At 75.3% G+C, this 18437-nt stretch carries 18 protein-coding genes; 6 read left to right on the forward strand and 12 right to left on the reverse strand.

The window, feature by feature from the left end; translation table 11 throughout:
• Positions 1-152: 152 nt before the first annotated feature.
• The gene (gene upp, locus VM324_13390; protein ID HVM00280.1) at positions 153-776 is read right to left on the reverse strand and encodes a uracil phosphoribosyltransferase; all 624 of its coding nucleotides are present in this window, start codon (positions 774-776) and stop codon (positions 153-155) included.
• Positions 777-859: 83 nt separating this feature from the next.
• On the opposite strand from upp, the gene pyk reads away from it, so the two are divergent.
• Positions 860-2299, forward strand: coding sequence for a pyruvate kinase (pyk, locus tag VM324_13395; protein ID HVM00281.1), 1440 nt, complete (start codon positions 860-862; stop codon positions 2297-2299).
• 31 nt (positions 2300-2330) lie between these two features.
• Positions 2331-3725, forward strand: a complete 1395-nt coding sequence (locus tag VM324_13400; GenBank protein ID HVM00282.1) for an FAD-dependent oxidoreductase — start codon at positions 2331-2333, stop codon at positions 3723-3725.
• A 21-nt stretch (positions 3726-3746) separates the two neighbouring features.
• Here VM324_13400 and VM324_13405 read toward each other — a convergent pair whose 3' ends face one another.
• The 4 genes from VM324_13405 to VM324_13420 are packed head-to-tail and all read right to left on the reverse strand — an operon-like array spanning position 3747 to position 5639.
• The gene (locus VM324_13405) at positions 3747-4304 is read right to left on the reverse strand and encodes a MarR family transcriptional regulator (protein ID HVM00283.1); all 558 of its coding nucleotides are present in this window, start codon (positions 4302-4304) and stop codon (positions 3747-3749) included.
• On the reverse strand, positions 4301-4567 hold the full coding sequence (locus VM324_13410; GenBank protein HVM00284.1) for a hypothetical protein: 267 nt from the start codon (positions 4565-4567) through the stop codon (positions 4301-4303). The genes VM324_13405 and VM324_13410 overlap by 4 nt, the downstream gene beginning before the upstream one ends.
• On the reverse strand, positions 4564-4854 hold the full coding sequence (locus VM324_13415) for a Sir2 family NAD-dependent protein deacetylase (protein ID HVM00285.1): 291 nt from the start codon (positions 4852-4854) through the stop codon (positions 4564-4566). Before VM324_13415 ends, VM324_13410 begins: the two co-directional genes overlap by 4 nt.
• A 50-nt stretch (positions 4855-4904) precedes the next feature.
• Positions 4905-5639: an SDR family oxidoreductase gene (locus VM324_13420; protein HVM00286.1), complete on the reverse strand. Its 735-nt coding sequence runs from the start codon at positions 5637-5639 to the stop codon at positions 4905-4907.
• Positions 5640-5721: 82 nt separating this feature from the next.
• On the opposite strand from VM324_13420, the gene VM324_13425 reads away from it, so the two are divergent.
• Both VM324_13425 and VM324_13430 read left to right on the forward strand, forming a co-directional pair.
• Positions 5722-6462: a Stp1/IreP family PP2C-type Ser/Thr phosphatase gene (locus VM324_13425; GenBank protein HVM00287.1), complete on the forward strand. Its 741-nt coding sequence runs from the start codon at positions 5722-5724 to the stop codon at positions 6460-6462.
• A gap of 27 nt (positions 6463-6489) precedes the next feature.
• A complete protein-coding gene (locus tag VM324_13430; GenBank protein ID HVM00288.1) occupies positions 6490-7578 on the forward strand; it encodes an alkaline phosphatase family protein in 1089 nt (362 codons plus the stop codon).
• A gap of 23 nt (positions 7579-7601) precedes the next feature.
• Here the strand turns inward: VM324_13430 and fdhD are convergent, their stop codons facing one another.
• The 4 genes from fdhD to pdxH form a co-directional block, all read right to left on the reverse strand.
• Positions 7602-8438, reverse strand: coding sequence for a formate dehydrogenase accessory sulfurtransferase FdhD (gene fdhD, locus VM324_13435; GenBank protein HVM00289.1), 837 nt, complete (start codon positions 8436-8438; stop codon positions 7602-7604).
• Positions 8431-8673 (reverse strand): DUF6457 domain-containing protein, encoded by a 243-nt coding sequence (locus VM324_13440; protein HVM00290.1) that lies wholly within the window; start codon positions 8671-8673, stop codon positions 8431-8433. Before VM324_13440 ends, fdhD begins: the two co-directional genes overlap by 8 nt.
• Positions 8674-8763: 90 nt before the next feature.
• Positions 8764-10665, reverse strand: a complete 1902-nt coding sequence (locus tag VM324_13445; protein ID HVM00291.1) for an acyl-CoA dehydrogenase family protein — start codon at positions 10663-10665, stop codon at positions 8764-8766.
• A 55-nt stretch (positions 10666-10720) separates the two neighbouring features.
• Entirely contained in the window at positions 10721-11365 is a 645-nt protein-coding gene (pdxH, locus tag VM324_13450) for a pyridoxamine 5'-phosphate oxidase (protein ID HVM00292.1), read from the reverse strand.
• On the opposite strand from pdxH, the gene VM324_13455 reads away from it, so the two are divergent.
• A complete protein-coding gene (locus VM324_13455) occupies positions 11364-12623 on the forward strand; it encodes a threonine synthase (protein HVM00293.1) in 1260 nt (419 codons plus the stop codon). The genes pdxH and VM324_13455 overlap by 2 nt on opposite strands.
• 1 nt (position 12624) lies before the next feature.
• Here VM324_13455 and VM324_13460 read toward each other — a convergent pair whose 3' ends face one another.
• Positions 12625-13266 (reverse strand): HAD family hydrolase, encoded by a 642-nt coding sequence (locus VM324_13460; GenBank protein HVM00294.1) that lies wholly within the window; start codon positions 13264-13266, stop codon positions 12625-12627.
• A 142-nt stretch (positions 13267-13408) separates the two neighbouring features.
• Between VM324_13460 and VM324_13465 the strand changes: the two genes are divergently transcribed.
• Entirely contained in the window at positions 13409-15100 is a 1692-nt protein-coding gene (locus VM324_13465) for a phospho-sugar mutase (protein HVM00295.1), read from the forward strand.
• Between the two features lie 10 nt (positions 15101-15110).
• On the opposite strand, the gene VM324_13470 is transcribed toward VM324_13465, so the two are convergent.
• Together VM324_13470 and VM324_13475 are read right to left on the reverse strand one after the other, a co-directional pair.
• Complete coding sequence (locus tag VM324_13470) at positions 15111-15614, reverse strand: dCMP deaminase family protein (protein ID HVM00296.1); 504 nt, start codon at positions 15612-15614, stop codon at positions 15111-15113.
• A gap of 108 nt (positions 15615-15722) precedes the next feature.
• Positions 15723-18413 (reverse strand): CHAT domain-containing protein, encoded by a 2691-nt coding sequence (locus VM324_13475; protein ID HVM00297.1) that lies wholly within the window; start codon positions 18411-18413, stop codon positions 15723-15725.
• Positions 18414-18437: the final 24 nt, after the last annotated feature.

Genomic DNA, 18437 nt, shown 5'->3' on the forward strand with positions numbered 1-18437 from the left:
GGGCGGTGGGGGCCGCGGCCGTCGGCGGGCTCGCCGGGGTCGTCGGTCTTCCCGGAGCCCTCGCGCTGCTCGCGTTCCTGCCCGCCTCGGGGGCGGTCGTGGTCCGCGGCCTCGTCCGCGCGTAGCGCCGGTCCGGCGCGCGGGCGGCCGGCTCACGGCGTGCCGAACAGCCGGTCACCGAAGTCGCCGAGGCCGGGCACGATGAACCCGCGACCGTCGAGGCGGTCGTCGAGCGCCGCGGTGACGACACCGACGTCGGGATGCGCGTCGGCGAGGCGGCGCACCCCCTCGGGCGCGGCCACGACGCAGACGAGCCGCACGTCGGTTGCGCCGCGCTCCTTCAGCAGGGCGACCGCCGCCACCGCGGAGCCCCCCGTGGCCAGCATCGGATCGAGCAGGAGCACCGGCCGCCCGGCGAGGGCGGGGACCTTGAGGTAGTACGACGTCGGGAGCAGCGTCGCCTCGTCGCGTTCCAGGCCCGCATAGCCGACGGACACGTCGGGCAGCAGGTCGGTGACCGCATCGAGCAGCCCCAGGCCCGCGCGCAGGATCGGCACCGCCACGACCGGCGCCGCCATCACGCGCACCGCCGCCTCGGCGAGCGGCGTGGTGACCGTAGCGGGGCGCGTCGGCTGCGACCGCGTCGCCTCGAGGACGAGGACCGTGGCGAGCCGCCGTGCGAGGTGCCGGAACCGTTCGGGGGTGGTGGCGGCGTCGCGCAGTCCCGCGAGCAGGTGGTTCGCCAGCGGGTGCTCGACGACCGTGAGGCTGCTCACCGGGCGGATGCTAGCGGGACGTCCCGGCGCCGCGCCGGAGAACGGTGGCGGCCCCCGCGCCCGATGGACCGTACGATGACCGCGTGAGACGGGCGAAGATCGTCGCGACGCTGGGTCCGGCACTGGACGACCGCGACAAGCTGCGCGCGGCCGTGGAAGCCGGCATCGACGTCGCGCGGCTGAACTTCTCGCACGGCGACCACGCGACGCACGAGCGCAGGCTCGAGGCCGTGCGGGCGTTGTCGGCCCGGCTCGGACGCAACGTCGGCAGCCTCGCCGACCTGCAGGGGCCGAAGATCCGCCTCGGCGTGCTGCCCGACGAGGGCGTGCCCGTGGCGACGGGCTCCGAGGTGTTCCTCGTCCCGGGCGCCGAGACACTCGACGAGTACACGAGCGAGGGGCTCGCGGCCCTGCCGGTCGTATACAAGGCACTCGCCGAGGACGTCCTGCCCGGAGCGCTCGTGCTCATCGACGACGGGTACCTGCGGCTCGTCGTCTCCCGCGTCGAGGAGGGCGGGGTGTGGGCCCGGGTCGTGGCCGGCGGCGTGGCGCGCAGCCGCAAAGGCGTGAACCTGCCGGGCGTGGCGGTGTCGGCGCCGAGCATCACCGACAAGGACGTCGGCGACCTCGAGTTCGCCGTCGAGCTCGGCGTCGACTGGCTCGCGCTGTCGTTCGTCCGTCACCCCGACGACGTCGTGAAGGCCCGGGCCCGTGTGCACGAGGCCGGCGGCGAGTGCCCTATCGTCGCGAAGCTCGAGCGCCCGGAGGCCATCGAGCGGCTGCCGGAGGTCATGGCCGTCAGCGACGCGGTGATGGTCGCCCGCGGGGACCTCGGTGTCGAGATCGGTCCCGAGCAGGTACCGGCCATCCAGAAGAGGATCATCGCCGACGCCGGCGCGCAGATGAAGCCGGTGATCACCGCGACCGAGATGCTCGAGAGCATGGTGAACTCACCGCGTCCCACCCGCGCCGAGGCGAGCGACGTCGCGAACGCGGTCTTCGACGGCAGTGACGCGCTCATGCTGTCGGGCGAGACCGCGTCGGGCAGCTACCCCGTCGAGGCGGTCCGGACGATGGCCCGCATCATCGAGGTCGCCGAGCGCTCCCCCCATCTCGTCAACCCGTCGGCGCCGCCGCCGGAGGAGCTCGGGGTCGGCCGGGTTGTCGCCCGCGCCGCGGTCGAGGTCGCCCGGGACGTCCACGCCGCGGCGATCGTGTGCTACTCGATCTCGGGGCGTTCCATCCTGCGGGTGAGCAAGTACCGACCCGAGATGCCGTTGCTCGGCCTGACCCCGCAGGACCGCACGCGCCGGCGCACAGCGCTCATGTGGGGCACCGAGTCGGCCCTCGTGCCGATGAAGGGGTCGGGAGGAGACCTCACGACCGCCGCGGAGCGGGCGCTGCTCGAGGGCGGCTGGGCCTCCCAGGGCGACCGGGTCGTGATCGTCTCGGGCCGTCCGGGCGGTCATGGGGGCACGAACCGCATCATGGTCCACCGGGTCGGCGAGGAAGTGTGGGGATAGTCGCTCCCCCCGGCGCACGGGGATAGCGGGCGTGGCCCCCCGTCTCGTCGTGATCGGTGGGGACGCCGCCGGGATGTCGGCTGCGAGCCACGTGAACCGGGTTGTGCCCGAAGCCGAGGTGATCGTGGTCGAGCGGGGGCCGCACACCTCCTACTCGATGTGCGGCATCCCCTTCCTCGTCGGCGGGGTCGTCGGGGAGGGCCGTGACCTCGTCGTGCGCAGCCCGGAGCAGTTCCGCCGCGCCGGGGTCACCGTGCACACGCGCACCGAGGCCATCTCCGTCGACGCCGACGCCCGGCGGGTGCGCGTGCGCGACCTGGCGGCCGGGGCGGAGCGCGACGAGCCCTACGACCTGCTCCTCGTCGCCACCGGTGCGCGCCCGGTCGTCCCACCGGTCCCGGGGGCTCAGCGCTACGCCGAGGTCGTCCACACGCTCGCCGAGGGGGAGCGCCTGCGCGCCCGCCTCGACGCCATGGAGGGCGACGCGCGCACCGTCGTCGTCGTGGGAGCCGGCTACATCGGCCTGGAGCTCGCCGAGGCGCTCGTCACCCGCGGCCTCGACGCCACCCTCGTCGATGCGAACTCCCAGGTCATGGCGTCACTCGACGCCGACATGGCGAGACCGGTCGAGGAGGCGCTGCGCAGGTTCGGGGTCCACCTCGCCCTCGCGGAACGCCTCGAGGAGGTCCGCGGCGAAGGGCGCGCGTGCCGGGAGGTGGTCACGGACGGCGGCGCCTACGACGCCGACCTCGTCGTCGTCGCCGTGGGCGCGCGGCCCGCGGTCGACGTGGCCCGCACCGCCGGCTGCGCGGTCGGGGACAGCGGCGCGCTCCTGGTCGACCCGACGATGCGCACGAGCGTCGAGGGCATCTGGGCGGCGGGCGACTGCGTCGAGTCGACGCACCTCGTGAGCGGCGCCCCCGTCAACGTGCAGCTCGGCACCCACGCGAACAAGCAGGGCAGGATCGCGGGCCTGCACCTCGCTGCGGCGCTGCGTGGCGACGAGCCCCCGGCCGGCGCGGCCTTCCCCGGTGTGGTCGGCACGGCGGTGACGAAGATCTGTGACACCGAGGTGGCCCGCACGGGGCTGAACGAACGCGAGGCCCGCGACGCCGGCGTGGGCTACGCCGCCGTGCGGTTCACCGGCTCCGCACGGGCCGGCTACCTGCCCGACGCGGGTGAGGTGGCGGTGAAGATGCTCGCCGAGCGGGGCACGGGACGGGTCCTCGGCGCGCAGCTCGTCGGCACGGGCAACGTCGGCAAGCGCATCGACACGGCTGCCACGTGGTGCCAGCTCGGGGTAAGGGTGCAGCAGGCGCAGCTGCTCGACCTCGCTTACGCCCCGCCGTTCGGGGGAGTGTGGGACCTCCTCGCCGTCGGCGCCCGCAAGCTCGTCCGCGAGCTCGGCCTGTCACCGCAGCTGTAGCGGTCGAGCGATGCACCGTCTTCAGGGGTCGGCGAGGGACGGTGGGATCGCCCCCCGCAGGCGGCGCAGCAAGGAGACGAGGGTCGCGAGGTCGTCGTCGGACAGCTCCTCGAACAGCGCGTTGAGCTCGGCGTAGTGGGCGGGGAGGTGCCGCTCGAGCAGCGCGTTGCCCGCCGGGGTGAGGCTGACGATGACGCGGCGCCGGTCGTGCTCGTGCGGGCGCCGCGTCACGAGGCCCTTGCCCTCGAGCGTGTCGAGCAGGCCGGTGATGGACGGGCGGCTGACGAGCAGGCGCTCGGAGAGCTGGCAGGGCTCGAGCGTACGACCCGGCGTGTTGCGCAGCGCCATGAGGACGTTGAAGGCGCTCGGGGACAGGCCGAGGGGGCGCAGCTCGTCGGCCTGGGCGCTCACCGCAGCGCTGTAGCCTCGGAAGAGCCAGATGAGGGCCTGGACCGACAGTGGCCGGCAGTCGGGGTGGGTCTGCTCCTGCAGCGCGAGACGTTGAAGCTCGAGAGGGTGCGTGCCGGCGGCGGTTCGCTGACACGGTTGCCCCGGCACGGACTGGTCGCTCGGCCTCATCGTCCTCGCCTCTGCTCGGGGTCAAGGCTACCCGTGCGGCGCCGCCGCGGGGCGTCCGGCACCACCCGGGCGGCCAGCAGGTCGCTCTCGGGGATGCGCGCGAGGGAGCCGTCGCGGCGTTCCACGGCGAGCGTGCCGCCCTCCCATGCGCGCAGCATCCCCACCGTGTCGGTCGCGGACGGGTGCGCGTGGGTCCGGGCCCGGACGGTGACCCGCCGGCCGACGTCGTCGCGGCTGATGCGCACCTCGTAGCGCGGCCTCACGCTGCAGCGGCCGGGATGTCGGCGGCGGGACGCACCTGGAGCGAGGAGCCGACGGCGAGGACCATGTCCGCGGATGCGACGAGCGCGAGCGCGCGCTCGACGACCCCGGCGAACAGGTCCTGGCCGAAGCGCACGGTCGCCGACTTCACCAGCCCACGGCACCGTGGACAGGTCGGCTCGGTCTCACCGGCGTCGAGCTGGTCGAACGCCCAGCGGGTGCCCGCGGTGAAGCCCCACCCCGCCGGCCGCCGAGGCCCGAGTGGCCGCCACATGCGCTCGTCCCCCATGGGGCCAGGCTACGTCGGGCGCGGGCTGTCGGGTAGATGCGGGGGCAGGATCATGCGTCGCCCGGGACGTGCACGGTGGCTCCGGTTACCGGCCACGAGTCGGCGGAGGCCAGCCACACGATGACCTTCGCGATGGCCCGCGGGGGCACCCAGCGGGCGTGGTCGGCGCTGGGCATGGCGGTGCGGTTCGCGGGCGTGTCGATGACCTTGGGGATGACCGCGTTGGCGGTCCGCCCGCTGCCGCGCAGCTCGGTGGCGAGCGTGCGTACGAGTGCGAGCACGCCCGCCTTCGCCGCGGTGTACGCCGCCTGACCGGGAGCGGGGTGGTCAACCGTCTGCGACCCGACGAGCACCACCCGGCCACCGGCCGCGCCCATGTGCCGCAGCCCCTCCCGCGCGACGACCGTCGCGGTGCGCAGGTTGAGCAGGAGCTGGCGGTCGAGGACGGTGATGTCGTCGAGGTCCTCGACGTTCGTCCCGCCCTCCCAGCCCCCGACGGTCGAGCACGCCATCCAGAGCGGACCCCAGACCGCCTCGAGGACGTCGAGCAGCGCGGCGACCTGGTCGGGGTCGGCGACGTCGCACCGCGAGAGCCGCAGGCGCCCCTCGTCCAGCGCCTCGGCGTGGAGGTCGCGCAGCCGCGCGGCCTGCGCCTCGTCGATCCACGGCACGCACACCCGCTCGCCCCGCTCGAGCAGCAGCCCGACGAGGGCGCTGCCGAGCGCACCCGTCCCTCCGGCGACGAGGTTCGTCACGGGCCGCTCGTGGTCTGCCGGGCGTTGCATCGGACACCTCCGTCGGGTCGTCCGGTGACCCTACCCGTCGTGGTGCGGTTTCCCGGGCCCCCAGCTCGGTACATCCTTCTGCGTGACCGACACAACGCTGACCCTCATCGCCCATGCCGGGACGCACGTGGGCAAGGTGCGCTCCGGCAACGAAGACGCCTACCACTGCGGCGAACGGCTGTTCGTCGTCGCCGACGGCCTCGGCGGCCACGCCGCGGGGGAGGTCGCCTCCGCGCTCGCCGTGGAGGAGCTCGCGGGGCTCGAGCCCCGCGACTTCTCCACCGTGGAGGAGGTCCAGGAGGCCCTTGCCGAGGCCATCCGCGCCGGCAACCGGCGGGTGCACGCGGAGGCCGAGGCGGACGCGCGCCGCGCCGGGATGGGCACGACGCTGACCGCCGCGGCGGTCATGGGCGAGCGGCTGGCCCTCGCCCACGTCGGCGACAGCCGCGCCTACCTGCTGCGAGGAGGCGCCCTCCAGCAGCTCACCACCGACCACACCGCCGCGCAGGAGGCGGTCGACGCCGGGTACCTCACTCCCGAGCAGGCGGCCACCCGGCCGGAGCGGCACATGCTCGCCCGTGCGGTCGGGCTCGCGCTCGACGTGGCCGTCGACACGCCCGAGCCGGTCGGTCTCGCACCCGGCGACCGCGTGCTGCTCTGCTCCGACGGGCTCGTCGACCCGTTGACCGACCAGGCCATCGCCACCATCCTCGAGGAGCATCCCGACCCCCGGGAGGCCTGCGAGGGGCTCGTGCAGGCGGCCCTCGACGGCGGCGGGCCTGACAACGTCACCGTCGTCGTCGTGCGCATCGACGGCTCCTGAGCCCCCGAGGCGTACCCTGCGGCTCTCATGGAACCGGTCCGGCCCGACTACGGCGGCGCGTGGGTCGGCGCGCTCCTTCCCTGGCTGCTCGGCGGCTCTGCGCCGCCGTGGCTGCCCGCCGCGGCCAGAGACGCGGAGCGCGTGGTCCTGCTCGTCCTCGACGGGCTCGGCCAGCACGCCCTGGACCGGTACGGCGACCGGCTGCCCGAGCTGTCGGCCATGGCCGGCACGACCCTCACCACGGTCGCCCCGTCGACGACCGCCGCGGCGCTCACCTCCATCACCACGGGACTGCCGCCCGCGGGGCACGGCGTGGTCGGTTACCGCATGCGGGTCGCTGGGGAGGTCCTCAACGTCCTCGGCTGGCAGACGACGGGTCGCCACCGCGGCCCGGACCCGGCGGTGGTGCAGCCGCAACATCCCTTCGGCGGGTGTGACGTGCCGGTCGTCACGCGGGAGGAGTTCCGGACATCCGGCTTCACCGCGGCGCACCTGCGCGACGTCCCGTTCGTGGGCTGGCGGGTGCCCTCCACGCTCGTCGAGCACGTCCGGCGCCTGAGCGCGGAACGGCGCCTGGTCTACGCCTACTACGACGGGGTCGACAAGGTCGCCCACGAGTTCGGCCTGACCACCGGCTTCTTCACCGCCGAGCTGGCGGCGGCCGACCGGCTCGTCGGCGAGCTGCGCGACGTGCTCCCGCCCGAGGCGGCGCTCGTCGTCACGGCCGACCACGGACAGCTCGACGTGGGACCCGACGACGTCGTGGGACTCGACGCACTCGACGGAGCCGTCGCCGCCTACTCGGGCGAGAGCCGCTTCCGGTCGCTGCACGCCCGCACCGGCGCGGCAGGTGACCTCCTCGCCGCCGCGAGGGAGCACTTCGGTGACTGCGCGTGGGTGTTCGCCCGCGACCAGCTCTTCGACGAGGGCTGGCTCGGTCCCGGCGCGACGGCAACGGTCCGCGGGCGCATGGGTGACGTCGTGCTCGCCGCCCATGACGGCGTCGCGTTCGCCGATCCCGGCGAGGACCGCGAGAACGCGCTGCTCGGCCGTCACGGCAGCCTGACACCCGACGAGATGATCGTGCCGCTGCTGTCAGCGCCCGGCCGCGCCTGACGCGTCGGGCCCCTTTGGGGGCGCTACCTCACGCGCGTCAGGCCGGTGAGCCGCTCGGCGCCGGTGTAGACGTTCATCGTCGTCCCGCGCACGAATCCGGCGAGGGTCATGCCCGCCTCCCCGGCGAGATCGACCGCGAGGCTCGACGGCGCGGAGACGGCGGCGAGCACCGGCACGCCGGCGACGAGGGCCTTCTGGGCGATCTCGAACGCGACCCGCCCTGACACGAGGAGCAGGTGGCCGGAGAGCGGCAGCCGCTCCGACATGGCTGCCCAGCCGACGAGCTTGTCGACGGCGTTGTGGCGGCCGACGTCCTCCCGCAGGCACACGAGCTCGCCGTCGGAGGTGAAGAGGCCCGCGGCGTGCAGGCCCCCGGTGCGGTCGAACACCCGCTGGGCGGCGCGCAGGCGGTCGGGCAGGGCGGCGAGCGTGGAGGCGGACACCCGCACCCCGTCATCGCCGACCGCACCGGTGTCCTTGCGCACCGCCGCGATGCTCGCCGTCCCGCAGATGCCGCACGACGAGCTGGTGTAGACGTGGCGGCGGAGGTCCGCCGGGACGGGGGCCGCGGAGCGCAGAGCGACCTCGACGACGTTGAAGTCGCCCGTGTAGGGACCCGGCTCGCCCGCGCAGTAGCGGATCGTCGCGACGTCGCCGGCGGCGTCGACGATGCCCTCGGTGAGGCAGAAGCCGAGGGCGAGCTCGAAGTCGTTGCCGGGGGTGCGCATCGTCACCGCGACCGCGTCGCCGTTGACGCGGACCTCCATGGGCTCCTCGGCGACGAGCTGGTCGCTGCTCGGGCGGGCGCTGCCCCCGGTGACCCGCAGGATGCGGCGCCTTGCGATCACCCGGTTACTCACCGGTGAGCGCCTCCACGGCGACGATCAACGCCCGCACGTGGGCCGCGCGCGTCGCCGGATCGGCCTCGCCCGCGAGCGCGAGCCCGGCGGTGTAGGCGCTCAGCGGCGCGAGGCGGCGCTCGACGGTGTGCGCGACGACGCGCGCGAGGTCGAGCACGGCGTCGACCTCGGCGGGTGAGATCGCCTTGGTGCCGGCCTCCGCGGCGAGCCGGGTCAGGAAAGCTTCCCCGTCCAATGACGCGACCTCCGATCCTCGAGCACGGCATCGTAGCCGCCGGCGGCGCACCTCACCGTGGCGGACCCCAGCTCCGCCGCTGTGCCGCCGTCAGCGCGACAGCCGGGGCGACCGGCCCCTCGGCGCGCCGATCATGGGCCCCTCGCCGGAGGGGTCGATGACGCCGGCCTCGCTCCACGCGTAGCGGCCCTCGAGAACGCGGTCGGCCGCCGCGGCGTTGCGTGCGTCGTCGTTGCGCCAGAGGGCACGGAACAGCGTGTCGGCCCGTCGCCGCGCCTGGCGGCAGAACAGGTCGGCGAGCTCGACCGCGCTTTCCCCCTCGACGGGGTCGTCCTCGACGAGCATCTGCGCACGCACGCAGGCGGCGCTCATCGCGTACAGCTCGGCGCCGATGTCGACGATGCGCCCGAGGAAGCCCTGCTTGCGCTCCAGGCGCGCCTGCCAGCGGCTCATGCCGTAGAAGGTGGAGCGGGCGAGCTTGCGCGACGCCCGCTCGACGAAGCGCAGATGCCCGGCCAGCTGACCGAACTCCGCGTAGGCGCCGGGCACCGCTGCCTTTCCCGCGACGAGCTGTGGGAGCCACCTGCCGTAGAAGGCGCCGGCCTTCGCCGCCGCACGGGCCTTGCCGCGGACTCCGACGTCGGGGTCGACGAGATCGCCGGCGACCGACAGGTGCGCGTCGACGGCCTCCCGGGCGATGAGCAGGTGCATGATCTCGCTCGACCCCTCGAAGATGCGGTTGATGCGCATGTCCCGCAGGACCTGCTCGGCGGGCACCGGTTTCTCGCCCCGCGCGGCGAGCGACGCCGCCGTCTCGAACCCCCGGCCGCCGCGGATCTGCACGAGCTCGTCGGCCACGAGCCATCCCATCTCGGAGTTGTAGAGCTTCGCGAGGGCCGCCTCGATGCGGATGTCGTTGCGCTCCTGGTCGGCGAGCTCGGCGGACAGCTCCACGACCGCCTCCATGGCGAACGCGGTGGCGGCGATGAAGGCGATCTTGTGGGCGACGGCCTCGTGCTTGCCGATCGGCTGGCCCCACTGGACGCGCTCGTTGCTCCACTCGCGGGCGATCTTCAGGCACCACTTGCCGGTCGCGGCGTTCACCGCCGGCAGGCTGAGGCGCCCGGTGTTCAACGTCGCGAGCGCGACCCGCAGCCCGCGGCCCTCGTCACCGACGACGTTCGCGGCAGGGACGAAGACGTCGTCGAACCTCGTGACCCCGTTCTCGATGCCGCGCAGGCCCATGAACGCGTTGCGGTGCTCGACGGTGATGCCCGGCGAGTCGGCCTCGACGATGAACGTGGTGATCCCGCCCCGGCGGCCCTCGGAGGGGGGCACGACCGCCATGACGACGAGGAGGTCGGCGATGACGCCGTTCGTCGTCCAGAGCTTCACGCCGTTCAACCGGTACCCCGACCCGTCCTCGGCGGGTGTGGCGGTCGTGCGCATCCGGGCCGGGTCGCTGCCGACGTCGGGCTCGGTGAGCAGGAAGGCGCTGATCTCGTCACGCGCCACCCGGGGCAGGTAGGCGCGCTTCTGCTCTTCCGTGCCGAAGAGCTTGAGCGGTTGGGGCACGCCGATGGACTGGTGGGCGCTGAGCAGCGTCGCGATCGCCGAGTGGCAGGAGCCGGCGAGCTGGAGGGCGCGGTTGTAGTACAGCGTCGACAGGCCGAGGCCGCCGTAGCGCTCGTCGATCTTCATGCCGAGGGCGCCGAGGTCGGCGAGCCCCTTCACGACCCCGTCGGGGATCTTGGCGTCTCGCTCGATCTGCAGCGGGTCGACCTCCGTCTCGAGGAACGCGCGGAGCTCGGTGAGAAACGCCTCCCCCTTGCGCGCCTGCTCGGGGGTCTGGCGCGGGTGCGGGTGGATGAGGTCGAGGCGGAAGCGACCGAGGAACAGCTCCTTGCCGAAGCTCGGCTTGCGCCACTCGGCCTCGCGTGCGGCCTCCGCCACGGCGCGGGACTGGCGTGCGTCGACCTGCCTGATGCTCATGTCGGGGACTCCTGTCGGTGAGACACCGGTGTACCCGCTCGCCGCCGTTCCCTTGTCACGGTGCGAGGCGCTCGACCCGCCAGGTCGCGGGCCCGGTGCTCGCGTAGCGCAGTCGGTCGTGGAGGCGGTCGGGGCGGCCCTGCCACAGCTCCACCTCGTCGAGGCGGACGCGGTAGCCGCCCCAGTGTGGCGGCCGGGGGAGTCCTGCGGGGTGGCGTGCGGCGACCTCGGCCACCCGGCGGGTGAGCTCGTCGCGGTCGGCGACGACCGCGCTCTGCGGGGAGGCCCAGGCGCTCAGGCGGCTGCCGGGCGGACGGGTCGCGAAGTAGGCGTCGGACTCCTCCGCGGTCGTGCGCGCCACGGCGCCGGTGATGCGCACCTGCCGCGCGAGCGCCACCCAGAGCAGCACGAGCGCGGCGCGCGGGTTGGCTTCGAGGTCGCGCGCCTTCGCCGACGCGTAGTTCGTGAAGAAGACCGCGCCCCGCCCGTCGAGGCCCTTCAGCAGCACCGTGCGGGCCGACGGGCGGCCGTGCGCGTCCGCGGTCGCGAGCGTCATCGCCGTCGGCTCCGCCACGTCTGCGGCGATCGCCGCCTGCAGCCAGCGCCGCAGCTGGACTACGGGGTCGGGATGCACGTCGCTGACGTCGAGGCCGGCCATGGCTGCAGGGTGCCAGATCCCGCTGCCGTAGCATTCGGCCATGTCCCTGCGGCCGCCGCCCGACGTCGTGTCGTGCCTGTCGCATCTGGAGGGCGCGCTGTCCGGCGCGGTGTACCCGGCCGACGAGCTGCGTGGGCTCGACCCGGCCGACGGGCGGCCGCTGCTTGCCCGCTACGACCTCGCCGCCGCCGGCCGCACCGTGACCGCGGAGGCGGTGGCGGGTCGCCGCGCCGGCGGGCTGTGGCGCTGGTGGGAGCTGCTGCCGGTGCGCGACCCCACGCACGCCCTGCACCTCGGTGAGGGCGGCACCCCCCTGCTGGTGGCGCCACGCCTCGGGGAGGCGCTCGGTGTGCCGGGGCTGCGCGTCAAGGCCGAGGGCGCCAACCCGACCGGCTCGTTCAAGGCCCGCGGCATGGCGGTGGCCGTGTCCCGCGCGGCCGAGCTCGGCGCCCGGTCGCTCGTCGCCCCGTCGGCCGGCAACGCCGGTGGGGCGCTTGCGGCCTACGGCGCGGCGGCTGCTCTGCCGGTGACGGTGCTCATGCCCGCCGACGTGCCCGCGGCCAACCGCGACGAGGCGCTCGCGTGCGGCGCCAGGGTGATCCTCGTCGAGGGGCTCATCAGTGACTGCGGGCGCCTCGCGGGGCGCCTGGCCGCCCGCACCGGCGCGTTCGACCTGTCCACGCTGAAGGAGCCCTACCGGGTCGAGGGCAAGAAGACGATGGGCTTCGAGCTCGCCGAGCAGAGCGCCTGGCGGCTGCCCGACGTGGTCGTGTACCCGACCGGTGGGGGCACGGGGCTGATCGGCATGTGGAAGGCGTTCCAGGAGCTCGAGGCGCTCGGACTCGTCGGCCCCCGGCGCCCCCGCATGGTCAGCGTGCAGGCCGCCGGTTGCGCGCCCCTGGCGCGCGCGTTCGCGGCGGGGGAGCGGTTCGCCGCGCCGTGGGACGGCGAGGCGGCGACCCGCGCCGGCGGGCTACGCGTTCCCGCCACCCTCGGCGACTTTCTCGTCCTCGGGGCGGTGTGGGCGTCGGGGGGGACGGCCCTGGCCGTGCCCGAGGACGGCATCGACGAGCTTCAGGTGCTGGCCGGGCGCCGCGGAGCCGGCTACGTCGGTCCCGAGACGGCCGCGGCCCTGGCCGGCGTGCGGCTCCTCGCCGAGCGCGGCGAGCTGGAGGCGGACGAGGACGTCGTGGTGTTCGACACCGGGGTGGGCCACAAGTGCCCCGCGCCGGGCCTGCCGCGCCCGCCCGTCGTTGACCCCGGCGTGGACGAGGACCGCCTCGTCGCGCTCGCCGGCTGAGCTACAGGCGCCCGAGGAGCTCCTGGGGGTCGTCGACGACCGCGTCGGCGCCGGCCGACAGCAGGCGGTCGTCACCGAAGCCGCCGCAGCGCACGGCGAGCGTGCGGATGCCCACCCGCCGGGCGGCCTCCGCGTCCCAGGGGCTGTCGCCGACGAGGGTGGCGTCCTCGGGCTCCACGTCGAGCTCGGCGCAGGTCGCCAGAAGCAGGTCGGGGGCCGGCTTGGCGGCGCCGACGTCGTCGGCGTCGGCGCTCGCGAGGTCGCTGCGGCCGAGCGCGTCGAGCAGCGCCTCCCGGACGTCGGACTCGGCGGACGTCGCGATGCGGAACGACACCTTGCGGCGCTCGAGGTCGTCGACGAGGGCCGCGGCGCCCCGGGTCGGACGCAGCTCCTCGGCACGGTCGAGGAAGCGGCGGCGGTGGTCGTCGGACAGCTCCTCGGCGTCGTCGACGTGACGGCCGAGCAGCCACGGCACGAGCACCTTGCCGCCCATGCCGATGGCCGCGTGGATGCGCCACAGCGCCACCTCGTAGCCGCGCGCCTGGAACGCCTCGCTCCACGCGACGACGTGCTGGTACACCGAGTCCACGAGCGTGCCGTCGAGGTCGAGCAGCACGCCAGGCCTGTACGCGTCGTAGTCCATAGTGCTAGGCGATGCCCCCGGCCACCGGGCTTCAACCCCGCGACGGCCATTTCCGGCGGACCGCCGGGCGGATCGACCTCGCCGGAGGTGGGAGGTGGGCCGGGGCCACCTCGCCGGCGGAGTCGTTAGGCTCCCCGCTGCCATGGGCATCGACCCGCACCTGCGTGCCGCCGCCGAGGCGTGGATGGCCGACGACCCGGACCCGGCGACGCGGGCGGAGGTCGCGGACCTCCTCGCGGGCGGCGACGCCGCCGGGCTCGCCGCGCGCTTCGCCGCGCCGCTGACCTTCGGCACCGCGGGCATCCGTGGGCCGCTCGGGGCCGGGCCGGCGCGGATGAACCGGGCGGTCGTGCGGCGGGTGACTGCCGGCCTCGCCGTATGGCTGCGTGGGCGGGGCGCGGACGGTCCGGTGGTGCTCGGCCGCGACGCCCGGCACGGCTCGGCGGCTTTCGCCCACGAGACCGCGGCGGTCCTCGCGGGCGCCGGCATGGCGGTGCGCCGCTTCGCCGAGCCGGTCCCGACACCGCTCGTGGCGTACGCCGTGCGGGCGCTCGGGGCGCCGGCCGGCGTGCAGATCACTGCCAGCCACAACCCCGCCGGCGACAACGGCTACAAGGTCTACGTCGCGGGGGGCTTGCAGCTCGCCCCGCCCGACGACGCCGCGGTCGCCGCGGCGATCAGTGCGGTCGGGCCGCTCGCCGAGGTGCCGGTCGCCGCGGCCGTCGATCCCCGCATCACCGGCGTGCCGGCGTCGGTGCGGGCCGACTACCTCGAGGCGGTCTGCGCCGTCGCGGGCTCCGCCGTGGAGCCGGGGCGCCTCCGGGTGGTCGTCACCCCCCTGCACGGCGTGGCGGGGGACCTCCTCCTCGGCGCACTCGCCGGGGCGGGGTTCACCGACGTCGTCGCGGTGACCGACCAGCTCGTCCCCGACCCCGACTTCCCGACCGTCTCCCGGCCCAACCCCGAGGAGCCCGGCGCGCTCGACCTCGCCCGCGCCCTCGCCGCCGAGCACGACGCGGACCTCGTGCTCGCCACCGACCCCGACGGCGACCGCATCGCCGTCGCGACGCCCGACGAGGGCTGGCGCATGCTGTCCGGCGACGAGGTCGGCTGCCTGCTCGGCGAGCACCTGCTCGTCCGCGACGCGCACCTGCCGGGCCGCCCGCTCGTCGCGACGACGGTCGTTTCGGCGCGGCTGCTGTCGCGCATCGCCGCCGCTCACGGGGCGGCATACGCCGAGACGCTCACGGGCTTCAAGTGGCTCGCGCCTCTCGCCGAGCGTGCCGGGGCGGCGGGGCAGCGCTTCGTGCTCGCCTACGAGCAGGCCCTCGGCGTCATGGTCGGCGACGCGGTCCGCGACAAGGACGGCATCGGGGCCGGCCTGCTGTTCGCGACGTTCGCCGCGGGCCTGAAGGCGTCGGGCGCGACCGTCGCCGACGCGCTGGACCACCTCGCCCGCCGCCACGGGGTCCACGTGACCGTCGGGCGTTCCCTGCAGGTCCGCGCGGACCCGCTCGACGGCCTGCGGCGCGACCCGCCCCGCGCCGTCGCCGGCATCACGGTGGCGGCGGTGGCGGACCACGCTGCCGCCGTGCGCCGTCACGCCGACGGGACGAGCGAGCCGCTCACGACGCCCCCCACCGACCTCGTGGCCCTCACCCTCGCCGACGGCTCGCGCTGCCTCGCCCGCCCGAGCGGCACGGAACCCCTGCTCAAGTGCTACGTCGAGGTTGTCGAGCCGGTCACCGGTGGGCAGGTTGCCGCGGCGCGGGCGCGGGCGGGCAAACGTGCCGCCGCTCTCGCCGACGCGTTCGCCGGCATGTTGGCGGGCTGACCCGTGTAGCTCACAGAGGTAGAGGCACCGCGTGCTCCATGCCGTCGAGCACGCGCACCCGCACCCTGCAGTCCTGCAGGAACCGGCGGGTGGTCTCCCAGCCGTCGTAGCGGCCGCCCGCGGCGACGATCTCGGCGATGCCGGAGTTGGCGATGAGCTTCGCGCACGCGAAGCACGGCGCCGCGGTGCAGTACAGGGTCGCGCCGTCGCGCTCGTCGGGGGTGGCGAACAGCAGCGCGTTCGCCTCGGCGTGGATCGCGACGCAGTTGTCGTAGGGCTCGCACATCGCCGCGTCGGTGCCCGCGCGCGGGCAGGCCCCGGCGTCGCAGTGACCGTAGCCCGAAGGCGGGCCGTTGTAGCCGGTGGACTGGATGCGCCGGTTGCGGGTGATCACCGCACCGACACGGCGGCGGGCGCAGTTCGAGCGCGTCGCCGCGGCGGCGGCAAGACCGAGGAAGTACTCGTCCCACGACTGCCGTTCCTGGTGTGGGCCGGGCGTCAAGCGGTCGGGCACGAGCGGGCCTTTCGCGTCGGCGTCGGCGGGCCCGGGGAAGCGCGGCGATGGCCGCGGGCTGGCCGGGAGCGTACGCCCGGGGGCCGCCGGCGTCGAGGGCGGACCCGGCTACCCCGCGCCGAAGCAGACGAAGCCCGCCGCGGCGACGTCGTCGCCGGAAGCGCACTCCGCCGCCTGCGCACGCGCGAGCGCTGCCGCGGGGGGCAGGCCGCCGCGCAGGTGATCGTGCAGGCCCACCATGAGCCGGCGGGTCGCGGCGTCGGGCACGGCCGCGACGCTCGCGACGAGGGTGCGCGTGCCGAGCGCGAACAGGGTGGCTGCGAGCCCCATGAGCTCGTCGCCGGCCTGCACCGCGGACAGGCCGGACTCGCACGCTGAGAGCAGGAACAGCGGCGGCGTCTGCTGCCGGCGCTCGAGGTCGAAGACGGTGAGGGGCCCGTCGGCCAGCTCGAGGCAGGAGAACAGCGGGTTGTCCGAGCGGAACCGGCCGTGGCACGCGAGGTGAACGCAGCTCGCGCCCTCGAGGGCGGCCGAGACCGCACCGACGGTCGCGTCGTCGCCCAGCAGCGCCACCGCGCCCGTGTAGTGCGCGCGCAGCGCGCGCACCTCGTCGATCGCATGCGGGGGCGTCGCGCAGCCGACGAGGACGACGCGGCCCGCGTCGGGGGGCGCGTGCGGCTGCGCTGCGGCGCGGCACCACAGCTGGGCGGAGGGGACGACGCTGACGGGTCTGGCGCGGCAGGACGGCAGGAACGCCCACGGCACCGCGTGCAGTGCGCCGGTCGGCACGATGACCAGCGGATGCTCGGTGAGGAGATCCCGCACCGGGGCGATCAGGAGGTCGTCGAGCGCCTGTGCGGACGCGGCCGCCGAGGCGCGGGCTGCGGCGAGCGCGGCGGGGGGTCCCTGCGGCAACGTCAGGCGGCGGAGCGAGAACTGGAGGCGCTCGAGCTCGGTGACGGCGCGGCGGTGCGACCCGAGCCTGCGCAGACGCAGACGGCCGTCGGCGACGACCACCGCGTGGAGGTCGTCGTCGAGGCGCACCATCTCGAGCAGCGCGCGCTCGGCGAGGCAGGCCCGCAACGCGTCGACGGGCAGGCCACCGGTCTCGTCCTCCCCCTGGCCCCGCGCGTGGCGGCTGCGCTGCTGGATCGACCGTTCGAGGCGCGCCTGCCGGCGCAGCAGGGCGGTCGTCGCCTCGCCGGCGAGCGCCGCCTGTCCGATCGCGGCGACCGTCTCGCGCAGGGCGACGAGGTCGGCGGTGAGCGCCTCGTCGTCGGGTGGCCGCACGGGCCGCAGGGACAGCGCGCCGGCGCGCCAGCGCTCCGCCCACCGCAGGACCCGCTCGGCGTCGCCGGACTCGATGGCAAGGCGCGTGCCGAGGCGGGCGAGCTGACCGACGTGGCCGGAGACGTGGGCGCGGAGCTCCGTCGCGCCCAGCGTGGCCCGGTGCCGGTCGAGCGCGCGCATCCCCGCCCGCAGGGCCGCGTCGGCGCCGCGCCGGTTGCGGTGTGCGAGGCGCAGGAGCGCCTCCGCGTGCCAGGCGCGTGCGCGCAGCTCCACAGGGCCCCGAAAACGCGCCTGCCGGTGGGAGACGAGCTCGCGCTCGGCGGCCTGCGGGTCGCCGAGCTCCAGGGCGGTGCGTGCCGCCATGAGCCTGGCGTCCACGGACGCCGTCGCCCAGCCCGCGGCCTCGAGGTCCCGCCCGTTGCGGCTGGCCTCCTCCATGAGGGCGCGCGACCGCGGGCCGGTCTGCCAACGCGCCCGCAGCAGCACGTAGGCGGCGAGGACCGCCCACGGCTGGCGGCCCTGGGCCAGGAAGCTCGAGCGGGCCTCCTCCGCGATCCGCTGCGCGGCTTCCGGCTCCCCGAGCAGGAGCTTCACGTCGGCGAGGGTCAGCCGGGCCTCGGCGACGTCGGAGTCCATGCCGGCGCGAGCGAGCTCGGCCACCGCCCGGGTGGCGAGCTGGTCGGCCTCGGTGAGCAGGCGTGCGGAGAGGAGGAGCTCGCACCGGTCCGCCTCGCCCAGCCACGAGACGATCCCCAGCTGCCGAAGTTGTTCTGCGGCCAGGTCGTAGGACCGCAGAGCCGCGGGCACGTCGCCGCGCCGCGCGGCGACGAAACCGAGGTTGTGCCGCACCTGGGCGGCAGCGAGCGCCTGCCCCGTCTGCCGGTGGAGGCGCTCGGCGCGGAGCAGGTCGCGCTCGGCCGCGGCGAACTGACGCCGGTAGGTATGGAGCACGCCCCGGTTGCTGAGCAGGCGGGCCTCCCACAGCCGGTCGCCGGCGCGGCGCAGCGCGGGAAGCGCGCGGTCGTAGGTGGCCAGCGCCGCGTCGAGGAGGCCGAGCCGCTGCAGGACGAGCCCCCTGCGCATCTGCAGCCGCGCGCCGTCCGCGCCGTGCAGGACGGCGTCCGCGAGGGCGAGCTCGCGCAGGGCCGCCTCGGCGTCTCCCCGGCTCACGAGCAGGAAGCACAGGCTCATCCGGGCCTGCGCCGCACGGGTCGCAAGGCCGGCCGCCTCCGCGGTGGCGACGGCCTGCTGGAGCAGGGTGGCGGCCCCGTCGAGGTCCAGGCGCTCCTTCGCGGCAAGGCCGAGGGTCTCCTGTGCGAGGGATCGCGGGTAGGCGTCGCCGCCGGCCAGGTCGAGGATGCGACGCGCCCGTTCCTCGGCGTCCGCAGGGTCGTCCTGCGCGAGCTCGAGGAGGCGCTCCGCCTCCTCGGCCAGCGAGATGCTCCTCGCCGCCGCACCAACTGCCTGCACGCGCATCACCCCCCAGCCCCGTACGGGCGGTTGCAGCATATCGTCCAAGATGCAACTCTTCGG

The sequence above is a fragment of the Egibacteraceae bacterium genome (assembly GCA_035540635.1).
Lineage (GTDB): Bacteria > Actinomycetota > Nitriliruptoria > Euzebyales > Egibacteraceae > DATLGH01.